The sequence below is a fragment of the Streptomyces sp. NPDC090021 genome (genome assembly GCF_044748225.1).
GTDB lineage: Bacteria > Actinomycetota > Actinomycetes > Streptomycetales > Streptomycetaceae > Streptomyces.
This window is the reverse complement of record NZ_JBIVFO010000003.1, coordinates 210837-226603: the sequence shown is the minus strand read 5'-3', so window position 1 is coordinate 226603 and position 15767 is coordinate 210837. Positions and strand designations below refer to the sequence as shown.

Here is a 15767-nt window from a genome sequence, read left to right as displayed (position 1 = left end):
CGGGCGCGGCGGGCGCGGCGGGCGCGGCGGGCGCGGCGGGCGCGGCGGGCGCGGCGGGCGCGGCGGGCGCGGCGGGCGCGGCGGGCGCGGCGGGCGCGGCGGGCGCATCCATGGAGATCCCGACAGGGCAACGCCTCGTCTGGCTTTCCCGCACCACCAACCCCTGGCTGCACCTCGTCGCGGCCGTCACCGGCGTCGCGGCTCTCGCCGCCGCCCTCGCCGCCGCGGGCGGCCTGCTCACCGGTACGCAGTGGGCGTTCGTCACCCCCTTCGCGCTCGCCTCGGTCCTGACCCTGTCCTTCTCCTCCGTACAGGCACGGGTGACGGAGAAGGGCCTGGAGGTGGCGTTCGGCCCCCTGGGCTGGCCGGCGCGACGCTGGGCGCCGCAGGACATCGAGTCCTCCCGCGCCGAGTCGCGGACCCCGGCCCAGGTCGGCGGCTGGGGGTACCGGCTGAGCGGTTCGGGCACCACCGTGATGCTCCGGGCCGGTGAGTGCCTGGTCATCCGCCCCCGCAAGGGTGCCGATTTCGCCGTGAGCGTCGACGACGCCGAGCGGGGGGCGGCACTCCTCAACACCCTCTCCGCCGGACGGCCCCAATAGCACCTTGACGAGGTGTTCGGGTGTGCTGAAGGCGACGTCGGGGAGCCATCCGCGTCGCAGCCGTGACCAGATCCTTTCGGCGGGGTTGAGGTCGGGTGCGTGGGGCGGCAGGTGATGGTGGTCGGCCGGGCCGCAACTCCGGTAACCGGTACCAGCCAGGTGGCGGCGTGCCGGGTCGGGGTGGATGCCGGAGTCGACGTGCAGGTGGCAGCTTCCGTGCCCGGGGGTGTCCGCCCGGCGGTGGAGCAGGGCCGGTCGCTGGTCTGGTAGTCCGCCGGTGAACCTCATCGTGGGGGCGCGACCAGGCCGATCTCATAGGCAAGGATGACGAGGTGGACCCGGTCGCGTGCGTCGAGTTTGGTGAAGAGCCGTGCGAGGTGGGCCTTGGCGGTGGCCACGCTGATGGTGAGCTCTTCAGCGATCTCGGTGTTGGACAGGCCGCGACCGACGAGGGTCAGGACCTCGCGTTCCCGGCCGGTGATGCCGTCGACCACCGCCCGGCGGGTAGTGGCGGCGGGTTCGGGCCGTGCCGCGAACTCCTCGATGAGACGGCGGGTGACGCTCGGAGCTATGAGGGCATCTCCGGCGGCGACGACCCTGATCCCGTCGAGGATGGTCTTCAGCGGCATGTCCTTGACGAGGAAGCCGCTCGCTCCGGCACGAAGCGCGCCATAGACGTACTCGTCGTCGTCGAAAGTGGTGAGGACGAGGACGCGGGTCTTCGACTCCGGATCCGCGTTGATCCGGCGGGTGGCCTCGATGCCGTCCATGCCGGGCATGCGGATGTCCATGATGGCGACGTCCGGCCGTAGCCGTTGGACCAGTTCCACCGCCTCGGCACCGCTCCCGGCCTCCCCTGCTACCTCCAGGTCGGGGGTGTCGGCGATGAGGACGCGCAGGCCGGAACGGATCAGGGGCTGGTCGTCGACCAGAACGACGCGGATCACCGTCCTGCCTCCACAGGCACCGGCAGCCGAGCTGCCACGCGGAAGCCGCCTTCCGGACGCGGCCCGGCGCTGAACTCGCCGTGCAGCAGACTGACCCGTTCGCGCATTCCGACGATGCCGTATCCGGATTCTGCGACGGTGCCGCCCGAGCCGAGGTCGACGATATCGACGGCCAGTTCATCAGGGCGGTAGTCGACCGTGACGCTGCAGTCCCGGGTGCCGGAATGCCGCACGACGTTGGTGACCGCCTCCTGGACGATGCGGAAGGCTGCCAGGTCGACGTCGGAGGGCAGGTCGCGACGTTCCCCGCGCCACCGGACATCGACCCGGACCCCGGCGGCCGCGGTCTTCCCGACCAGCTGACCGATGGCGGCCAGACCAGGGGGCGGATCAAGCGGCGCGGATTCCGGGTCACTCCGGCGCAGTGCGCCGAGCATCCGCCGCAGGCCGGCGAGGGTCTCTCTGCTGGTGGCCTCGATGGCATCCAGCGCGTTGCGCGTCTCGGCGGGCTGAGTGTCCATGACCAGGCTGCCCACGCCGGCCTGGATGGCGATGATGCCGATGTTGTGGGCGACCATGTCGTGCAGCTCCCGGGCGATCCGCAGCCGCTCGGCCGTGACCGCCTGCTGCGTGGCCTGGGCGCGAACCGTGTCCGCGTATGCCCGGTTCTGATGGATCGTGTTGCCGATGAGCCAGGCGATGACGACGGTCGACGCGAGGGCGGCCGGCACCGAGAGGTTGAAGAAGTACCCGCGTCCCAGCCGCCAGACCGTGTACGCCGCCAGCACGCCGACCGGAAGCACGGCCGCGAGGACCGAGACCCGCCGTGAGCGGGTCGCCGCGGTGTAGCCCACGGCCGCGTCGGCCAGAAGGAAGAGCACGACCGGCGTCGCCCGCACCGGCATCCCGAGCGAGAACACGGCGCCCGCGAGCGCGATGGCCACGGCCGCCAGCGGCGCGCGGAACAGCAGCAGTGCGCCCAGGGTCGTGACGACGGCGGTGACCAGCAGCGGTGCGTCCTCGATGTTGCCGTTGTAATGGAGCAGATGCTGCAGTTCGTCGGGCCGCTGGACCGTGCGTACCAGGATGAGGGTCGACCAGAAGGCCGCCACCCACACACCCGGTGGCACGCGTTTGAGCAGGGGTGGGTGGGGAGTGGCGATCACCAGTCGATCCTATCGAGGCGCTCCCACCGGGGCATTGGCCCACGGGCGTAATCCCCCGGGCTACCAGCAGGGCTCACAAGTGTGAACCACCAGCCGATGCCGGCTCCTTGCCCTCTCCGGCAGCTTGGACCCATGATCGAATCCACCCGGCTGACCAAGCGGTACGGCGACACCGTCGCCGTCGACAACCTGACCTTCACTGTGGCACCGGGCAAGGTCACCGGCTTCCTCGGCCCGAACGGCGCAGGCAAATCCACCACACTGCGGATGATCCTGGGCCTGAACGCCCCCACCAGCGGGGCCGTCACCGTGGACGGGGTCCCCTTCGCGCACCGCCCGCGGGGACTGCGCCACGTCGGCGCACTGTTGGACGCCCAGGACGTCCACGGCGGACGCAGCGCACAGGCACACCTGTCCGCCCTGGCCCGCAGCAACCGCATCCCGCCGTCCCGCGTGGACGAGGTCCTCCAGGAGGTCGGGCTGGCCAAGGCGGCGCGGCGCCGGATCGGAGGGTTCTCCCTCGGGATGAAACAGCGTCTGGGCATCGCGGGCGCCCTGCTCGGCGATCCCCCGGTGCTCTTGTTCGACGAGCCCCTGAACGGTCTGGACCCCGAGGGCGTGCTGTGGGTACGCGGTCTGTTCCGCCGTCTGGCGTCCGAGGGCCGCACCGTGTTCGTCTCCAGCCACATGATGGCCGAGATGGAGCACACCGCCGACCGGCTCATCGTCATCGGCCAGGGCCGGCTGATCGCCGACGAGAGCCTGGAGGACTTCTCAGCCCGCAACGCCTCCCTGGGCGTGACCGTGCGCACGCCCGACCTGGCGGCCCTGGAGGCCCTGCTGATCGCCGAGGGTGCGTCGGTGCGCCGCGAGAGCGACCAGGCGGGCCGGGTCGCCGGCCTGACCGCAGCCCGGATCGGCGACCTCGCCCACCGGCACCGCATCGTGCTGCACGAGCTCGCCGCCCACACCTCGTCCCTGGAGTCGGCGTTCATGTCCCTCACCGCCGACAGCGTCGAATACCTCGCAGGAGAAGCCCGATGAGCACAACCACGTTCTCCAGCACCCGGCCGTCCGAGAGCGCCGCCGAACCGGTGGCCAGGTTCGTCGACCTGCTCGCTGCCGAGTGGATCAAGATGCGGTCCCTCCGGTCGACCTACTGGGTGCTCGCCCTCAGCGCCGTCGTCGCCATCGCGATCAACGTCAACGCCGTCCACTCCGACCTGACGTACATCGACCAGCCGCATCCCCCACTACCCGGTCTCCCGCCCTACGAGTACGACCCGTTGTTCCACGGCCTGGGCCGCATCGCCGCCGACGTCATGGCACTGGCCGCGGCCAGCTTCGGCGCCATCACGGTCTTCGGCGAGTACGCCACCGGAATGATCCGCACCACGCTCGCCGCCACCCCCGACCGGCGCGCGGTGATCACGGCCAAGGTGGTCCTCGTCACGGCGATCACGCTCGTCCTCGGTGTGGTCGTCTCCGTGACGTCGTTCTTCACCACCAACGCGATGCTCGCCTCGCGCCACGTCGGACTCTCCATCCACGACCCCGGCTGCCTGCGGGCCGTCACGGCATACGCGCTGGTCATCCCGGTCTGCGCGCTCATCGGGATGGCGTTCGGCGCCGTCCTTCGACATGCCACGGCCTCGATCGTCGCCGTCGTGGGGATGCTCTTCATCCTGCCCATGCTCTTCGGGGGCGAGAGGTACCGGCTCTTGAAGGAGATCGGCAACCACCTGCCGTTGGCCGCGCAGGCCCGGCTGTCGCTGAACCCCGACGGCCACACCAGCCTGGGCGCGTACCCTGCCACGATCACGGGCTCCTGGATCGCGCTCACGGCATGGGCGCTCGTCTCGGTGGCCGTTGCTGTGACGGTCGTGAGCCGACGGGATGTCTGAGGCCAACTCAGCGGGCGGCCTCCGCCACGTCTTTGCCGAGCGCACTGAAGTCGACGTCGAGGTAGGCGTCGTAGTCGTCCGGGGTGATGCCGAGCTCGTGGGTGGAGTACTCCCCGAAACGCATGATGTGCTCGGTCACGTACGGGGAGATCTGAGCCAGGTCGAGCGGGTCGATGACCTCGCCCTCAGCCGGCAGCCGTTGAACGCCTCGACCTTGCTGGTCGCGGCCGTCACCCGGCCGCGCAGCGGGGCATCGGAAAGGTAGCGCAGCAGCTGGACAGTGCGGATCACCCGGCCGACCTCGCGGGGACGGACGCGCCTCACGCGCCCACGTGCCGGATCATCCCCGGAAACGAGCCAGGGAAGGAAGATCAGGACCGCGGAATACGCAACACGGTCCGGCTCCCGGTGGTAGATCCGCAAGAGCCGCAGCTCAGACCTCCAAGATCATTCCACTGCCCCTTTGGGGCTCACCTTGGCTGGACCCCTACTGCGCCAGCCACTCGCGGTTCTTCTGGGCCTTGCGGCTGCCCTTGGTGTGCACCCTGCACGGCCTGCCCGTCGCGTTCGCGCTGACCGGTGCCAGGCCGACGAGCGCACCACCCTGCTGGACATCCTGGACACCGAGACCGATCTCGTGGCCTCCCGCCCCGGTCAGACCTTGATCGGGGACAAGAACTACTACGGCGCGGCGTTCGAGCGTGAGCTCGCCGCGCTGGAGTTCCGGCTCCCGCGGCCGGCTCGCAAGGGCGAGCCCGAGCGGGCCGGATCGCAGCCGTTCAAGCCGTTGCGGCAGATCATCGAGTCCGTGAACGACCCGTTCGAGGGCCAGCTCGATCTCGAACGGCACCAGGGGCCGTACACCTGGTGGTGTCATGGTCCGTGTCCTCCAGCGGATTCTCGCGCTGACCACCGCGGTCTGGCACAACGACCAGATGGGACAACCCGTCATGCGTTCCCTCACCGCGTATGACCACTGAATCCCTTGGCATCAGTGATCTAGTACGGAAGGTAGTAGCTGAGTACGTCGGCCGTGAGCCGGGGGAAGAGCGCCTGGAACAGTTCCTCGTCCGCGGCGTAGACGTCGGGGCGGATCCGGGTCAGCCCCTCGAATCCGTGCGGGCCGAACAGCAGCGCGGCCAGCTGGTCGGGGGCCACCCCTGCGCCTCCCACGGCCCCCGGCGACTGCATCGCACCGCCGGTGACGACCTCACCGAGCCCGTCGGCGAGAACGGGAATCCGGTGGTGGGCGCCGAAGGTGGAGATGACGATGTCCCGGCCGGTTCGGTCGAGTCCGGCCGAGGCCAGGCGCTGCCGGAACAGCGGGCGCAGCCGGTCGAGCAGCGCCGCGGCGTCCGGGACGCGGATGTAGTACTGCTCCGCGTTCCGGCGCGGTTCGTGGTCGAGGAACTCCTGCCACGCGTTGCCGGTCACGGTGCCGGACCGATGGACGACCTGCAGCGCCTGCCCTGCGGCCAGGGCGCCGACACGGCTCAGCAGGTCCCGTGCCGCCGCCTCGTCGCGTGCCGCCGCCTCGGCCACGAGCATCTCCTCACCCGGAGGGGTGGTGCGGGCGGTGGCGATGACCGTGCCGGCCTGCTCGAGAACCACGAGGTTGCTCGACTCGTGGTCCAGGAGCCAACGCCAGCAGGCCGCCGAGTGCGGCATGGTGACGTCGAACCCGCTCTGGGCCGAGGCCTGCAGGGCAGCCATGGCCGGGATGTCGGAGGGCCGGGCGGCCCGCAGCGTGGTGTCTCCCTCACCGGGCAGCGGCAGGGCGTTCACGTTCAGCGCCTGCGGTATGTCGATGGCGTACTCATAGCCGAACAGCCGGTAGAAGTAGGGGATTCCGATCATCGCCTGAACGAGGTGGCCCCGGGCGGCGGAACGCTCGTGGGCCCAGTGCATCAGCGCCCTGACGAGCCCGCGTCCCTCGTACTCGGTGTCGGTGGCGACCAGTTCCACCTGACCGGCGGGCAGGCGTACTCCCCCGACGCACACCTCCTCGTCGAGGAGCGTCGCGGTGGACACCACCCGGTCGCCGTCGACCACCACGGCGCAGGCGGACAGACCGGCGTCGGGGTCGGTGACGACCAGCCGGTGGTCGACGGCGTCGTCCGGCTCCCCGCGCTCGGACAGGAGTGCGCCGATCCGGTCGAGGTCTGCGGGCCGCGCCTGGCGCAGGACAAGGCCGTCGGCCAACGGAACAGCCGCGGAATCGTTTTTGATCATGGTCACAGCCAGACAGTGGCATTACTCCTCCGTCCCGTCCAACCGGTTTTCGCAGCCCGTGCCTCACGCCGACGGGCCGCCGTGCTCAGGCCGACGACGGGGGAGGTCGCCGGGTGAGGATCCGGGCCGCGGCGAACTCCTCGTGCCAGGCCTCGTCGGCCACTTCCAGGTAGCCGTACGCGTCCTCGCCGACCGGGATCCGCAGCGGGGTGGGGCCCTCGGCCTCGACGACGCCCAGGACCCGCGCGGCGAAGTCCTCGGGGCGACCGGTCTCGGGGTTGTCCGCCAGGCCCCGCGCTCCGTCGAGCATCTCGCGGTTGGTCACGTCGTAGGCCGGGATCCGCCGGTGCGCCTGCGTCATGGACGTGCCGTAGCGGGTGGCGAACATGCCCGGCTCGATCACCGTCACGCGGACGCCGTGCGGGGCACCCTCGACGGCCAGGGCCTGGCTCATGCCCTCCAGGGCATGCTTGCCGGCGACGTACGCGGCCAGGCCCGGGAACGCCGTACGGCCGGCCACGGAGGAGACGTTGACGATGTGGCCGTGACCCTGGGGCCGCATCAGCGGCAGGACGAGCCGGGCGAGCCGCCACGGGCCCACCACCAGGGTTTCCAACTGGTCGCGCAACTCGGCGTCCGAGACCTCCTCGACCGCGCCGAACAGTCCGACACCGGCGTTGTTGACGAGGACGTCGATGCCGCCCAGACGGTCGGCGGCACGCCGCACGGCCTCTTCGCAGGAGGCTGCGTCCCGCAGTTCGAGCGGGATCGGCACGACGCGGCCCGGCCAGGCGGCGGCGAGGTCCTCCAGGTCGGCGGTCTTGCGCGCGGTGACCGCCACCTCGTGCCCGGCCCGCGCCGCGGCCGTGGCAAGCGCGTGCCCGAGCCCGGAGGAGCACCCGGTGACCAGCCAGCGTCGTCGTCCCATCGTTCCCCCGTGACCGTTGAGCCGCCTTCGGACTGTGGTGGTGACGGTCATGGTCGGGGCGCGGGAGCCCGCCGTCACCACCTCCCGCTGGGGCGCGCGGAGGCGCGCGGGCGCACGTACGGGCGCGCACGGTACTGCCGGGGCGGCCACCAGATCTCGGGCGGCCAGTGGCAGCGCATCGGTATCGCACGGGCCAAGTACCGGCGGCCCCTGACCTGCCCGCCGGCCGTGCCGCCCCGAGCGGTCGCCGAGCCCCCTGCGACCGTTCCGCAGCCGGTCGAAGCCGCCCCGCGCCACCGGGCCGACGCCCGGATCGGGGCTGCGTGCGGGGCTCCTTCGAAGCCTCCTGAACAACCGCGCGCACAGCCGCCCCAGCCGGACCGGCCGGACCGTCGGCCCTCGTCGCCCCCCCGTTGCCCACACCGTCGCCCCTCCTCGCCCACACCGTCGAAAATACCCCCAGGGGTATTAGTGCTACGCTCGAGATATACCCCCGGGGGTAATTCCCACGAGAAGGAGCGACAGCGTGTTCTTCATCGACACCCTTGAACTGGAAGGGCTCGGCAACCGCAGCTACCTGGCGGGCGGCACCGGCACGGCCGTGGCGGTGGATCCGCCGCGCGACATCGACCAGGTACTCGCCGCCGCCGCTCGGCGCGGAGTGCGGATCTCGCACGTCGTGGAGACCCACATCCACAACGACTACGTGTCCGGCGGCCGGACCTGGCACGCCTCACCGGCGCGGTCCACCACGTGCCCGCCGCGGCCAGGGTGTCCTTCACCCGCAACCCCGTCCATGACGGCGACACCTTCACCGTGGACGGGGGGATCACGCTGCGGGCCCTGGCCACTCCCGGCCACACTCCCCACCACACCTCCTACGTGCTGGAGGAAGAGGGAGCCGCCGCTGCCGTTTTCACCGGGGGTTCCCTGTTGATCGGAACGGTGGGACGGCCGGACCTGGTCGAGCCCCGCCTCACCGAGGAACTGGCCCGCGCCCAGCACGCCTCCGCACACCGGCTGGCCGCCGAACTGCCGGACGACACCGAGGTGCTGCCCACCCACGGGTTCGGCAGCTTCTGCTCCTCCGCCCAGGCCGACGGCAGCGCCACCACCATCGGCAAGGAGAAGTCGGGCAACGACGCCCTCGTCCAGGACGTCGACGACTTCGTCGCCGCCCTGCTGGCCGGACTCGACGACGTGCCCGCCTACTACGCCCACATGGGCCCGATGAACGCCGCTGGTCCGGCTCCGGTCGACCTCACCGCACCCCCGGTGGCGGACGCCGCCGACATCGCCACCCGCCTGGCCGCCGGGGAGTGGGTGGTCGATCTGCGCAACCGCATCGCGTTCGCCCAGGGGCACGTCGCAGGGTCGTTCAACTTCGAGGCCGACGGGAAGCTGGGGACCTACCTGGCGTGGCTGATCCCCTGGGGCAAGCCCGTCACGCTCCTCGCGGAATCCCCCGAGCAGCTGGCGAAGGCCCAGCGGGAGCTCTCCCGGGTCGGAATCGACCGTCCCGCCGCCGCTGCCACCGGCGACCCCGCCGGATGGATCTCAGCGGACGAGGAGCTGCGGAGTTTCCCACGGGCCACGTTCACCGACCTCGCGGCCCCGGACCCCGGCGACCACCGGATCGTGCTGGACGTACGACGGGACTCCGAGCGCGCGACGGGCTGGATCAAGGACTCGGTGCACATCCCCATCCACCAGCTCCACCGGCGCCAGGGCGAAGTCCCGGCCGGAGTCGTCTGGGTCCACTGCGCGGGCGGGATGCGCGCGGGCATCGCCGCCTCCCTGCTCGACGCCGCCGGACGCGACGTCGTGGCCGTCGACGACTCCTTCGACGCGGCCCGCAGCGCGGGCCTCCCCATCGTCGCCGGACCCGGGTCGCGGCGCTGACGACCGTCCGACGCCCCTCCCCACCCCTCACCCCCCCCGCCCCCGTCCTGACGAGAGAAGGACCCCGACCATGTTCCTCTTCCGACGCGGCCCCGCCCGCGTGACTCCGACCGATGCCCACCTGCGTACCCGGGGCGAGGGCGCCGTCCTCCTCGACGTACGCGAACCCGCGGAATGGGCGGCCGGCCACGCACCGGGCGCCGTGCACGCACCGCTCTCCGCCCTGCAGGCGGGAGCCGCCCTGCCCCCGGCGGCACAGGGACGGCCGCTGATCGTGATCTGCCGCTCCGGGCAGCGGTCGCAGCGGGCCGCGAAGCTCCTGACCGGACGGGGAGCCGCGGCCGTCGACGTCCGGGGCGGCATGAACGCCTGGGCCGCAGCAGGGCTGCCCGTCGTCGACGGCCACGGGAACAGCGGCTCGATAGCGTGAGCACGCTCGTCCTCGCCCTGATCTCGGGAGCCGTCGTCGGTCTTGCACTCGGCGCGCTCGGGGGCGGCGGCAGCGTGCTCACGGTCCCGGCACTGATCTATCTGCTCGGTTTCACCCCGGCAGCGGCCACCACCGCGTCGCTGATCATCGTCACCATCACCTCCGCCACCTCCCTGTACTCCCATGCCGTCTCCGGCAACGTCCGCTGGAGAACGGGCCTGCTCTTCGCGGCCGCCGGCATCCCCGCAGCCCTGACAGCGGCCGTCCTCGCCGCACGACTGCCCCCGCAGCTGCTCACCGCCGCCTTCGCGGCCGTCGCCGCTCTCGCCGCCGTGCGCATGCTCACGTCGCCCGCGTACGAGGACGGGTCCCGCCCGGTGCGCCCCGTACGGGCCGCCGGAGCCGGCGCGGGCCTGGGCGCGGTCACCGGGTTCCTGGGCGTCGGCGGCGGATTCCTCGCCGTCCCCGCCCTCGTAGGGGTGCTGGGCCTGAGGATGCGGGCGGCCATCGGGACGAGCCTGCTCGTCATCACCGTCAACTCGCTCGCCGCGCTCACCGTCCGCACCGGCGGCGCCACGCCCCTGGACTGGGCGGTCGTCGCGCCCTTCACCGGGGCGGCGGTGCTCGGCGCCTGGGACGGCAGGCGCCTTGCCGCCGCCGTCACCGGCCGGGTCCTGCAACGGACCTTCGCCGTCGTACTGCTGTGCGTCGCGGCCTTCATGCTCGCCGACACGATCCGCTGACGGCGACGGGTCCCCGCACCGCCGCCCGGTATCCGGTATCCGGTATCCGCACGCGGACACCACCGACACCCCGACACCACCGCCACCCCCGACACCCCCGACACCCCCGACACCCCACCAGGAGACAGTCCGTCATGACCGCCCCCCACGCCCTCAGCCCCGCACAGGCCCTCCCCCGCCTGCAGGACCTCATCGTGCTCGACGTCCGCACTCCCGGCGAGTACGCCACAGGTCACCTGCCCGGCGCTCTGAACATCCCCCTCGATCACCTCTCCCGCGCCCTCCCCGCCATCCGCCACGCCGCCGGCCACGGCGACATCCTGGTCGTCTGCGCCTCCGGCGCACGCTCCGACACCGCCCGCACCACGCTCGCCGAGCACGGCGTCGACACCGCCACCCTCACCGGGGGCACCGGCGCCTGGGCCGCCGCGGGACACGACCTCCACCGTCCCGAGCAGGCCTCGCGCCTGCCGTGGGGCATGGAACGCCAGGTCCGCCTGACCGCCGGCACGCTCGTCCTCGCGGGCCTCGGACTCGGCCCGATCCACCCCGCCCTCCGGCTGGTCTCCGCCGCCGTCGCCGGCGGCCTGGCCTTCTCCGCCGTCACCGACAGCTGCGGTATGGCCGCCGTACTCGCCAGGCTTCCCCACAACCGTCCGCGGCGCGCCGACATCGATGCCGCCCTCGCGGCCCTCCTCGATCGGCAGCACCGGAGGTGAATACCCCCTGGGGTACCATGGGGGCGGACAGCACACCCAGAAGGAGGAATCCGGTGAAGGTCGACGACGACGCGGTCAGCTCGGTCCTCAACCGGCTCCGCCGCGCCCAGGGGCAGCTCGCCGGCGTCATCGCGATGATCGAGGCCGGCCGGGACTGCAAGGACGTCGTCACCCAGCTCGCGGCCGTCTCCAAGGCACTGGACCGCGCCGGCTTCAAGATTGTCGCGAGCGGCATGCGCCAGTGCATGAACAACGCCGACGAGACCCAGGCGCCCATGACCGAGGAAGAACTCGAAAAGCTCTTCCTCGCCCTCGCCTGACGTCCGACCCCGGCCCCGACCCCGGCCCCGACCCCGGCCCGACCCCGGCCCGACCCCGGCCCGACCCGGTATCCGTCGGCGCCCGACACCCGTGGGGCCGGGTCCGGCCCAGGGCCGGCCGGGCCCTCGCCGTGGCCCGCCGGTACCTGCCCGTGAGCGCACCCCGGCGCATCTCGGCGTATCTCGGTACACCATCAGTGACGTCATGACACACACGGCCGTCGGCATCGGCCGCGAGGCGTCCGACAAGGAGATCGTCGCCTGCCCGTCGTGAACCGGCCGGGCATGCTGGAGGGCGTCGTCAGCCGCAGCGACCCGCTGAAGGCCTTCCTCCGGCCCGACGAGGAGCCGGCGCGGCTCGAACTCGGGAACCGTCCCGGCCGCGGCATGGACCCCACCGGGGCCGAACGTCCCCGGCGGCCCGGCTCCCGGACCCGGGACGTTCGGCCCCGGCGGGGACCACAGGGCCCATGCGCGGAGACGGCCGGGCGGAGAGACTGGAGAGGGAATCGCATCGGAGGTCGTCGATGAGCACCCCGTCACCCACCCGCATCGCCGTGGCACTGCCCGCGGACTGCCGCACCCGCCTGATGGAGATGGCCCAGGAGGTCACCTTCGACCAGGGAACGCGCCTGTTCCGCGAAGGCGGCCACGCCGACAGGTTCTGGATCGTCCGGTCCGGCACCGTCACTCTGGACGTCCACGTCCCCGGTCGGCGCGCCGCGGTCGTCGAAAGCCTCGGTCCCGGCGCACTCGTCGGCTGTTCATGGCTGTTCAGGCCGTACGCCTGGCGGCTGGGGGCGGAGGCGATGACTCCTGTGCGCGCCTACGAGTTCGACGCCGGGAGCGTCCGGATGCTCATGGAATCCGATCCCGTCTTCGGTTCCGCCGTCGGCCACTGGGTGGGTCAGGTCCTCGCCCAGCGGCTGCAGGCCACCCGGACCCGCCTGCTCGACCTGTACGCACCGTACGGCAGTGGAAGCTTCCTGTGACCACCCGCACCTGGCACCACCCGCACACGCACGCGGGTCACTCACGCACGCAACGCCGCAACGCACGCTGAGGACTCCGCCATGACCTCCTCCACCCCGTCGCGTACCGCCGGTCAGCCGGTCGTCACCCTGACGATGAATCCCGCAATCGATCTCTGCTGGGAGGTCGGCCGCCTGGAGGGCGTCGGGAAGAACCGTGCCCGGGTCAGGTCGGTGGCCGTCGGGGGCGGAGGGATCAATGTCGCCCGTCATGTCGCGCGGTTCGGCGGACGGGCGACCGCCGTCCACACCGCGGGAGGAGAGGTCGGCCTGCGTGTCAACCGGCTGCTGGACGAAGAGGGCATCGACCACGTCGCCGTCGACATCGTCGACGACACCCGCGAAGCGCTCGTGCTCTTCGAGACGCAATCGCGTCGCAGTTTCCACGTCGTGCCGCCCGGCCCGCGCCTGCACCGGCGTGAGGGCGAGCGGTGCCTGGACGTGCTGCAGCGGTTGGTGACCGGCAGTCCCTCGTACGTCGTCGCCAGCGGCAGCCTGCCCGCCGGGCTGCCGGACGACTACTACGCGGCCGTCGCCCGCCGGGTCGGGGAAGCCGGATCCCGGCTGGTCCTCGACACCTCCGGGCCGGCGCTCCCGGCAGCGCTCGCCGAGGGCGTGTTCCTGTTCCGGTGCAACCGGACCGAGGCCGAGAGCCTGACCGGCCATCCCGTCAGCGGCTTCGACGACGCCCGAGCCCTCAACGAGCGCCTGCTCACCACGGGGGCCGCCGAGATCGCCGTCACCACCCTCGGAGCGCTGGGCGCGCTGTGCTCGACCGAGCACGGCCACACCGAGCTCCACGCACCGCCGCTGCCCGGCGAGCCCCTGAGCGATGCCGGGGCGGGAGACAGCATGGTCGCCGCCCTCACCACGCGACTGGCCGCCGGCGAGGATCCCGTCAGCGCCTGCGCGCTGGGAGTGGCCACGGCCGCCGCGGCGATGCTCACCCCCAGCACCGAACCCTTCGACGTGGAGGTGGCCCGGTCCCTGCGCCCACAGGTGCGCACCGCCACCCGTGGCTGATCGGTGAACCACCGCCCGGTCGCACTCCGTCCGGCGCGGGAGGCGAAGCCGCCTCGCCCGCACTCGGCCCGCGGACCCGGCCGCACCACCCGCCCCCGGGCCGGCACGGTGCTCACATCGGCGTCATCGGCGTCGTCGGTGTCATCGAGTCCTGCAGTCCTGGCAGCAGCCAGTCCTGGAAGGGCGCCAGCACGGCCAGTACCAGGAACACCAGGCCGGCCACCCGGGCGAGCTGCGGCCCCCGGGACCAGAGCTTCTCCAGGAAGATCAGCACCGCCACTCCCGCCATGGCGGCCAGGTTCATGACGCCGAGCGGGATCAGGAGGACCATCAGGGCCCAGCAGCAGCCGACGCAGTACGCGCCGTGATGCAGCCCCACCCTCAGGTCGCGCAGCCGCGGCCGGTAGGAGGCGTACCGCATCAGCTGGGCCATCGGGCTGCGGCAGTGCCGCAGGCAGATGTCCTTGAGCGGCCCCAGCTGGTACAGCCCGGCCAGCGCGAACGCCGCCACGCCGATCCACTTCCCGGCATCCGGGTCCCGGTCGACCAGGCCACCGGTGAGCGCCAGCCCGCCGTAGGCGACGAGACCGAACGCCGTCCACGCGACCAGGTAGCCGGAGAGGAAGGCGGTCGTGCGCAGCGCCCGTACGGCACCGCCGGACGTGCGTGCGATCCCCCTGGCCCAGGTCACGGCGACCGGGGCGACGGAGGGCAGCATCATCGCCGCCATCATCGCCGGCCACAGCACGAGGAACAGCGGCAGCGCCATCCCCATCGTGCCGGGACCGACCCCCATGCCCCGGGCCTGGTCCACGGTGAGCAACCAGGCCAGGGCCGCGATCAGGACGATCAGCGACCAGGCGAGCGCCAGGTCGCGGAACGGCGGCAGGACTCCGGGCCGCAGAGGGGGCCCCTTCGCGTTCGGCCGATGACCGGTGTGCATGACCCACTCCCATCGGACCCTTCCAGCACATCACGGATTCCGGCGACGGCAACACTGCGGCCCCTGGCTGCCCCGGCTGCATGGGCGCACCATGGAGGTGGGGAAGAGAATCGACCCGTTCCGGCCCCCGGGCGCGGTCGGAGGAACGCGGATCGCCCCCGGTCCGACGCTCCGCTCCCGGGCCCGGCCCCCATGGCCGTGTGAGGAGTGAGAGCGATGACCCAGGCGACAGAGACCGTGCCGACCTGGCGCCTGGCGGGCGACTGGTTCGACGTCTGCAAGTGCAGCATTCCGTGTCCGTGCTCGTTCGCCCAGCCGCCGACCACGGGCGACTGCGAAGGCATCCTGGTGTGGCACATCCGCGAGGGCAGCTACGGCGATGTCCGGCTGGACGGCCTGAACATGGTGATGCTCGGCTCCTTCGTCGGCAACGTCTGGGCCGAGCACTCGGACTCGTACGCCGCGTTCATCTTCGACGAGCGGGCCGACGACGGTCAGCGCCGAGCCCTGGAGATGATCTTCAGCGGGCGGGCCGGCAGCTGGCCCCAGCAGTTGGTGACCATGGGAGCCTTCGAGGTGAGGGGCATGGACTTCGCCCCCATAGAAGTGGAGATCGACGACGACCTGGCCGCCTGGCGGGCGAGCGTCCCCGGGCGGGTGGAGGCCCGCGCCGAAGCGCTCACCGGTCCGACCACCCCGGACGGCGCCCGCGTGCAGTCGACCAATCTCCCGGGCTCCGAGACCGGCCCCGGCCAGCTCGCCACCTGGGGCCGCGCCACCACCGACCGGGCCGACGCCTTCGGCTTCACCTGGAACCGTACCGGCCGGTCCAGCAAGACCATCACCTTCGACTGGTCCGGCCCCGGCTGAGCACACG

Annotated in this window: 16 protein-coding genes and 4 pseudogenes; 12 read left to right on the top strand and 8 right to left on the bottom strand. The window is 72.1% G+C overall.

What is annotated here, in order from left to right; translation table 11 throughout:
- Positions 1-602: pseudogene (locus ACIPXC_RS03490) on the top strand (DUF1648 domain-containing protein); the annotation flags it as partial.
- Here ACIPXC_RS03490 and ACIPXC_RS03485 read toward each other — a convergent pair.
- The 3 genes and pseudogenes from ACIPXC_RS03485 to ACIPXC_RS03475 form a co-directional block, all read right to left on the bottom strand.
- Positions 600-719, bottom strand: a pseudogene (locus ACIPXC_RS03485) (transposase); the annotation flags it as partial. The pseudogenes ACIPXC_RS03490 and ACIPXC_RS03485 sit on opposite strands and share 3 nt — an antisense overlap.
- A gap of 167 nt (positions 720-886) precedes the next feature.
- Positions 887-1549: a response regulator gene (locus ACIPXC_RS03480; RefSeq protein WP_401613059.1), complete on the bottom strand. Its 663-nt coding sequence runs from the start codon at positions 1547-1549 to the stop codon at positions 887-889.
- Positions 1546-2715 (bottom strand): sensor histidine kinase, encoded by a 1170-nt coding sequence (locus ACIPXC_RS03475; RefSeq protein ID WP_401613057.1) that lies wholly within the window; start codon positions 2713-2715, stop codon positions 1546-1548. Before ACIPXC_RS03475 ends, ACIPXC_RS03480 begins: the two co-directional genes overlap by 4 nt.
- 132 nt (positions 2716-2847) lie before the next feature.
- Here ACIPXC_RS03475 and ACIPXC_RS03470 point away from each other — a divergent pair, with 132 nt between their 5' ends.
- Complete coding sequence (locus tag ACIPXC_RS03470) at positions 2848-3759, top strand: ABC transporter ATP-binding protein (RefSeq protein ID WP_401613055.1); 912 nt, start codon at positions 2848-2850, stop codon at positions 3757-3759.
- Complete coding sequence (locus ACIPXC_RS03465) at positions 3756-4619, top strand: ABC transporter permease (protein ID WP_401613053.1); 864 nt, start codon at positions 3756-3758, stop codon at positions 4617-4619. The genes ACIPXC_RS03470 and ACIPXC_RS03465 overlap by 4 nt, the downstream gene beginning before the upstream one ends.
- 7 nt (positions 4620-4626) lie before the next feature.
- Here ACIPXC_RS03465 and ACIPXC_RS03460 read toward each other — a convergent pair whose 3' ends face one another.
- Both ACIPXC_RS03460 and ACIPXC_RS03455 read right to left on the bottom strand, forming a co-directional pair.
- Positions 4627-4758, bottom strand: coding sequence for a hypothetical protein (locus ACIPXC_RS03460; RefSeq protein ID WP_401613051.1), 132 nt, complete (start codon positions 4756-4758; stop codon positions 4627-4629).
- Positions 4755-4943 carry a Tn3 family transposase gene (locus ACIPXC_RS03455; RefSeq protein WP_401613049.1) on the bottom strand — a complete coding sequence of 63 codons (189 nt, stop codon included), beginning with the start codon at positions 4941-4943 and terminating at the stop codon, positions 4755-4757. The genes ACIPXC_RS03460 and ACIPXC_RS03455 overlap by 4 nt, the downstream gene beginning before the upstream one ends.
- A gap of 164 nt (positions 4944-5107) precedes the next feature.
- On the opposite strand from ACIPXC_RS03455, the pseudogene ACIPXC_RS03450 reads away from it, so the two are divergent.
- Positions 5108-5599 (top strand): annotated as a pseudogene (locus tag ACIPXC_RS03450) (transposase); the annotation flags it as partial.
- A gap of 19 nt (positions 5600-5618) precedes the next feature.
- On the opposite strand, the gene ACIPXC_RS03445 reads toward ACIPXC_RS03450, so the two are convergent.
- Entirely contained in the window at positions 5619-6851 is a 1233-nt protein-coding gene (locus ACIPXC_RS03445; RefSeq protein WP_401613134.1) for a GNAT family N-acetyltransferase, read from the bottom strand.
- Between the two features lie 85 nt (positions 6852-6936).
- On the bottom strand, positions 6937-7779 hold the full coding sequence (locus tag ACIPXC_RS03440) for an SDR family oxidoreductase (RefSeq protein WP_401613047.1): 843 nt from the start codon (positions 7777-7779) through the stop codon (positions 6937-6939).
- A 526-nt stretch (positions 7780-8305) separates the two neighbouring features.
- Between ACIPXC_RS03440 and ACIPXC_RS03435 the strand changes: the two are divergent.
- The 7 genes and pseudogenes from ACIPXC_RS03435 (at position 8306) to ACIPXC_RS03405 (ending at position 13947) form a co-directional block, all read left to right on the top strand.
- Positions 8306-9681: pseudogene (locus ACIPXC_RS03435) on the top strand (rhodanese-like domain-containing protein).
- Positions 9682-9751: 70 nt separating this feature from the next.
- The gene (locus ACIPXC_RS03430; protein WP_401613045.1) at positions 9752-10111 is read left to right on the top strand and encodes a rhodanese-like domain-containing protein; all 360 of its coding nucleotides are present in this window, start codon (positions 9752-9754) and stop codon (positions 10109-10111) included.
- Positions 10108-10854, top strand: a complete 747-nt coding sequence (locus ACIPXC_RS03425) for a sulfite exporter TauE/SafE family protein (protein ID WP_401613043.1) — start codon at positions 10108-10110, stop codon at positions 10852-10854. The genes ACIPXC_RS03430 and ACIPXC_RS03425 overlap by 4 nt, the downstream gene beginning before the upstream one ends.
- A 134-nt stretch (positions 10855-10988) precedes the next feature.
- Complete coding sequence (locus ACIPXC_RS03420) at positions 10989-11573, top strand: rhodanese-like domain-containing protein (RefSeq protein ID WP_401613041.1); 585 nt, start codon at positions 10989-10991, stop codon at positions 11571-11573.
- 53 nt (positions 11574-11626) lie between these two features.
- Positions 11627-11893, top strand: a complete 267-nt coding sequence (locus ACIPXC_RS03415; protein WP_046775691.1) for a metal-sensitive transcriptional regulator — start codon at positions 11627-11629, stop codon at positions 11891-11893.
- A gap of 527 nt (positions 11894-12420) precedes the next feature.
- Complete coding sequence (locus tag ACIPXC_RS03410) at positions 12421-12885, top strand: Crp/Fnr family transcriptional regulator (RefSeq protein ID WP_401613040.1); 465 nt, start codon at positions 12421-12423, stop codon at positions 12883-12885.
- Between the two features lie 81 nt (positions 12886-12966).
- Positions 12967-13947: a 1-phosphofructokinase family hexose kinase gene (locus tag ACIPXC_RS03405; RefSeq protein WP_401613038.1), complete on the top strand. Its 981-nt coding sequence runs from the start codon at positions 12967-12969 to the stop codon at positions 13945-13947.
- A gap of 112 nt (positions 13948-14059) precedes the next feature.
- Here ACIPXC_RS03405 and ACIPXC_RS03400 read toward each other — a convergent pair whose 3' ends face one another.
- Positions 14060-14890: a DUF2182 domain-containing protein gene (locus ACIPXC_RS03400; RefSeq protein WP_401613036.1), complete on the bottom strand. Its 831-nt coding sequence runs from the start codon at positions 14888-14890 to the stop codon at positions 14060-14062.
- A gap of 216 nt (positions 14891-15106) precedes the next feature.
- Here ACIPXC_RS03400 and ACIPXC_RS03395 point away from each other — a divergent pair, with 216 nt between their 5' ends.
- A complete protein-coding gene (locus ACIPXC_RS03395; protein WP_401613034.1) occupies positions 15107-15760 on the top strand; it encodes a DUF1326 domain-containing protein in 654 nt (217 codons plus the stop codon).
- Positions 15761-15767 lie beyond the last annotated feature (7 nt).

What these genes read in the sequence shown, in the direction of transcription:
- ACIPXC_RS03400 (WP_401613036.1), bottom strand. Translation starts at nt 14,890, where the DNA reads ATGCACACCGGTCATCGGCCGAACGCGAAGGGGCCCCCTCTGCGGCCC.
- ACIPXC_RS03465 (WP_401613053.1), top strand. Translation starts at nt 3,756, where the DNA reads ATGAGCACAACCACGTTCTCCAGCACCCGGCCGTCCGAGAGCGCCGCC.
- ACIPXC_RS03405 (WP_401613038.1), top strand. Translation starts at nt 12,967, where the DNA reads ATGACCTCCTCCACCCCGTCGCGTACCGCCGGTCAGCCGGTCGTCACC.
- ACIPXC_RS03420 (WP_401613041.1), top strand. Translation starts at nt 10,989, where the DNA reads ATGACCGCCCCCCACGCCCTCAGCCCCGCACAGGCCCTCCCCCGCCTG.
- ACIPXC_RS03440 (WP_401613047.1), bottom strand. Translation starts at nt 7,779, where the DNA reads ATGGGACGACGACGCTGGCTGGTCACCGGGTGCTCCTCCGGGCTCGGG.
- ACIPXC_RS03445 (WP_401613134.1), bottom strand. Translation starts at nt 6,851, where the DNA reads ATGATCAAAAACGATTCCGCGGCTGTTCCGTTGGCCGACGGCCTTGTC.
- ACIPXC_RS03470 (WP_401613055.1), top strand. Translation starts at nt 2,848, where the DNA reads ATGATCGAATCCACCCGGCTGACCAAGCGGTACGGCGACACCGTCGCC.
- ACIPXC_RS03430 (WP_401613045.1), top strand. Translation starts at nt 9,752, where the DNA reads ATGTTCCTCTTCCGACGCGGCCCCGCCCGCGTGACTCCGACCGATGCC.
- ACIPXC_RS03410 (WP_401613040.1), top strand. Translation starts at nt 12,421, where the DNA reads ATGAGCACCCCGTCACCCACCCGCATCGCCGTGGCACTGCCCGCGGAC.
- ACIPXC_RS03395 (WP_401613034.1), top strand. Translation starts at nt 15,107, where the DNA reads ATGACCCAGGCGACAGAGACCGTGCCGACCTGGCGCCTGGCGGGCGAC.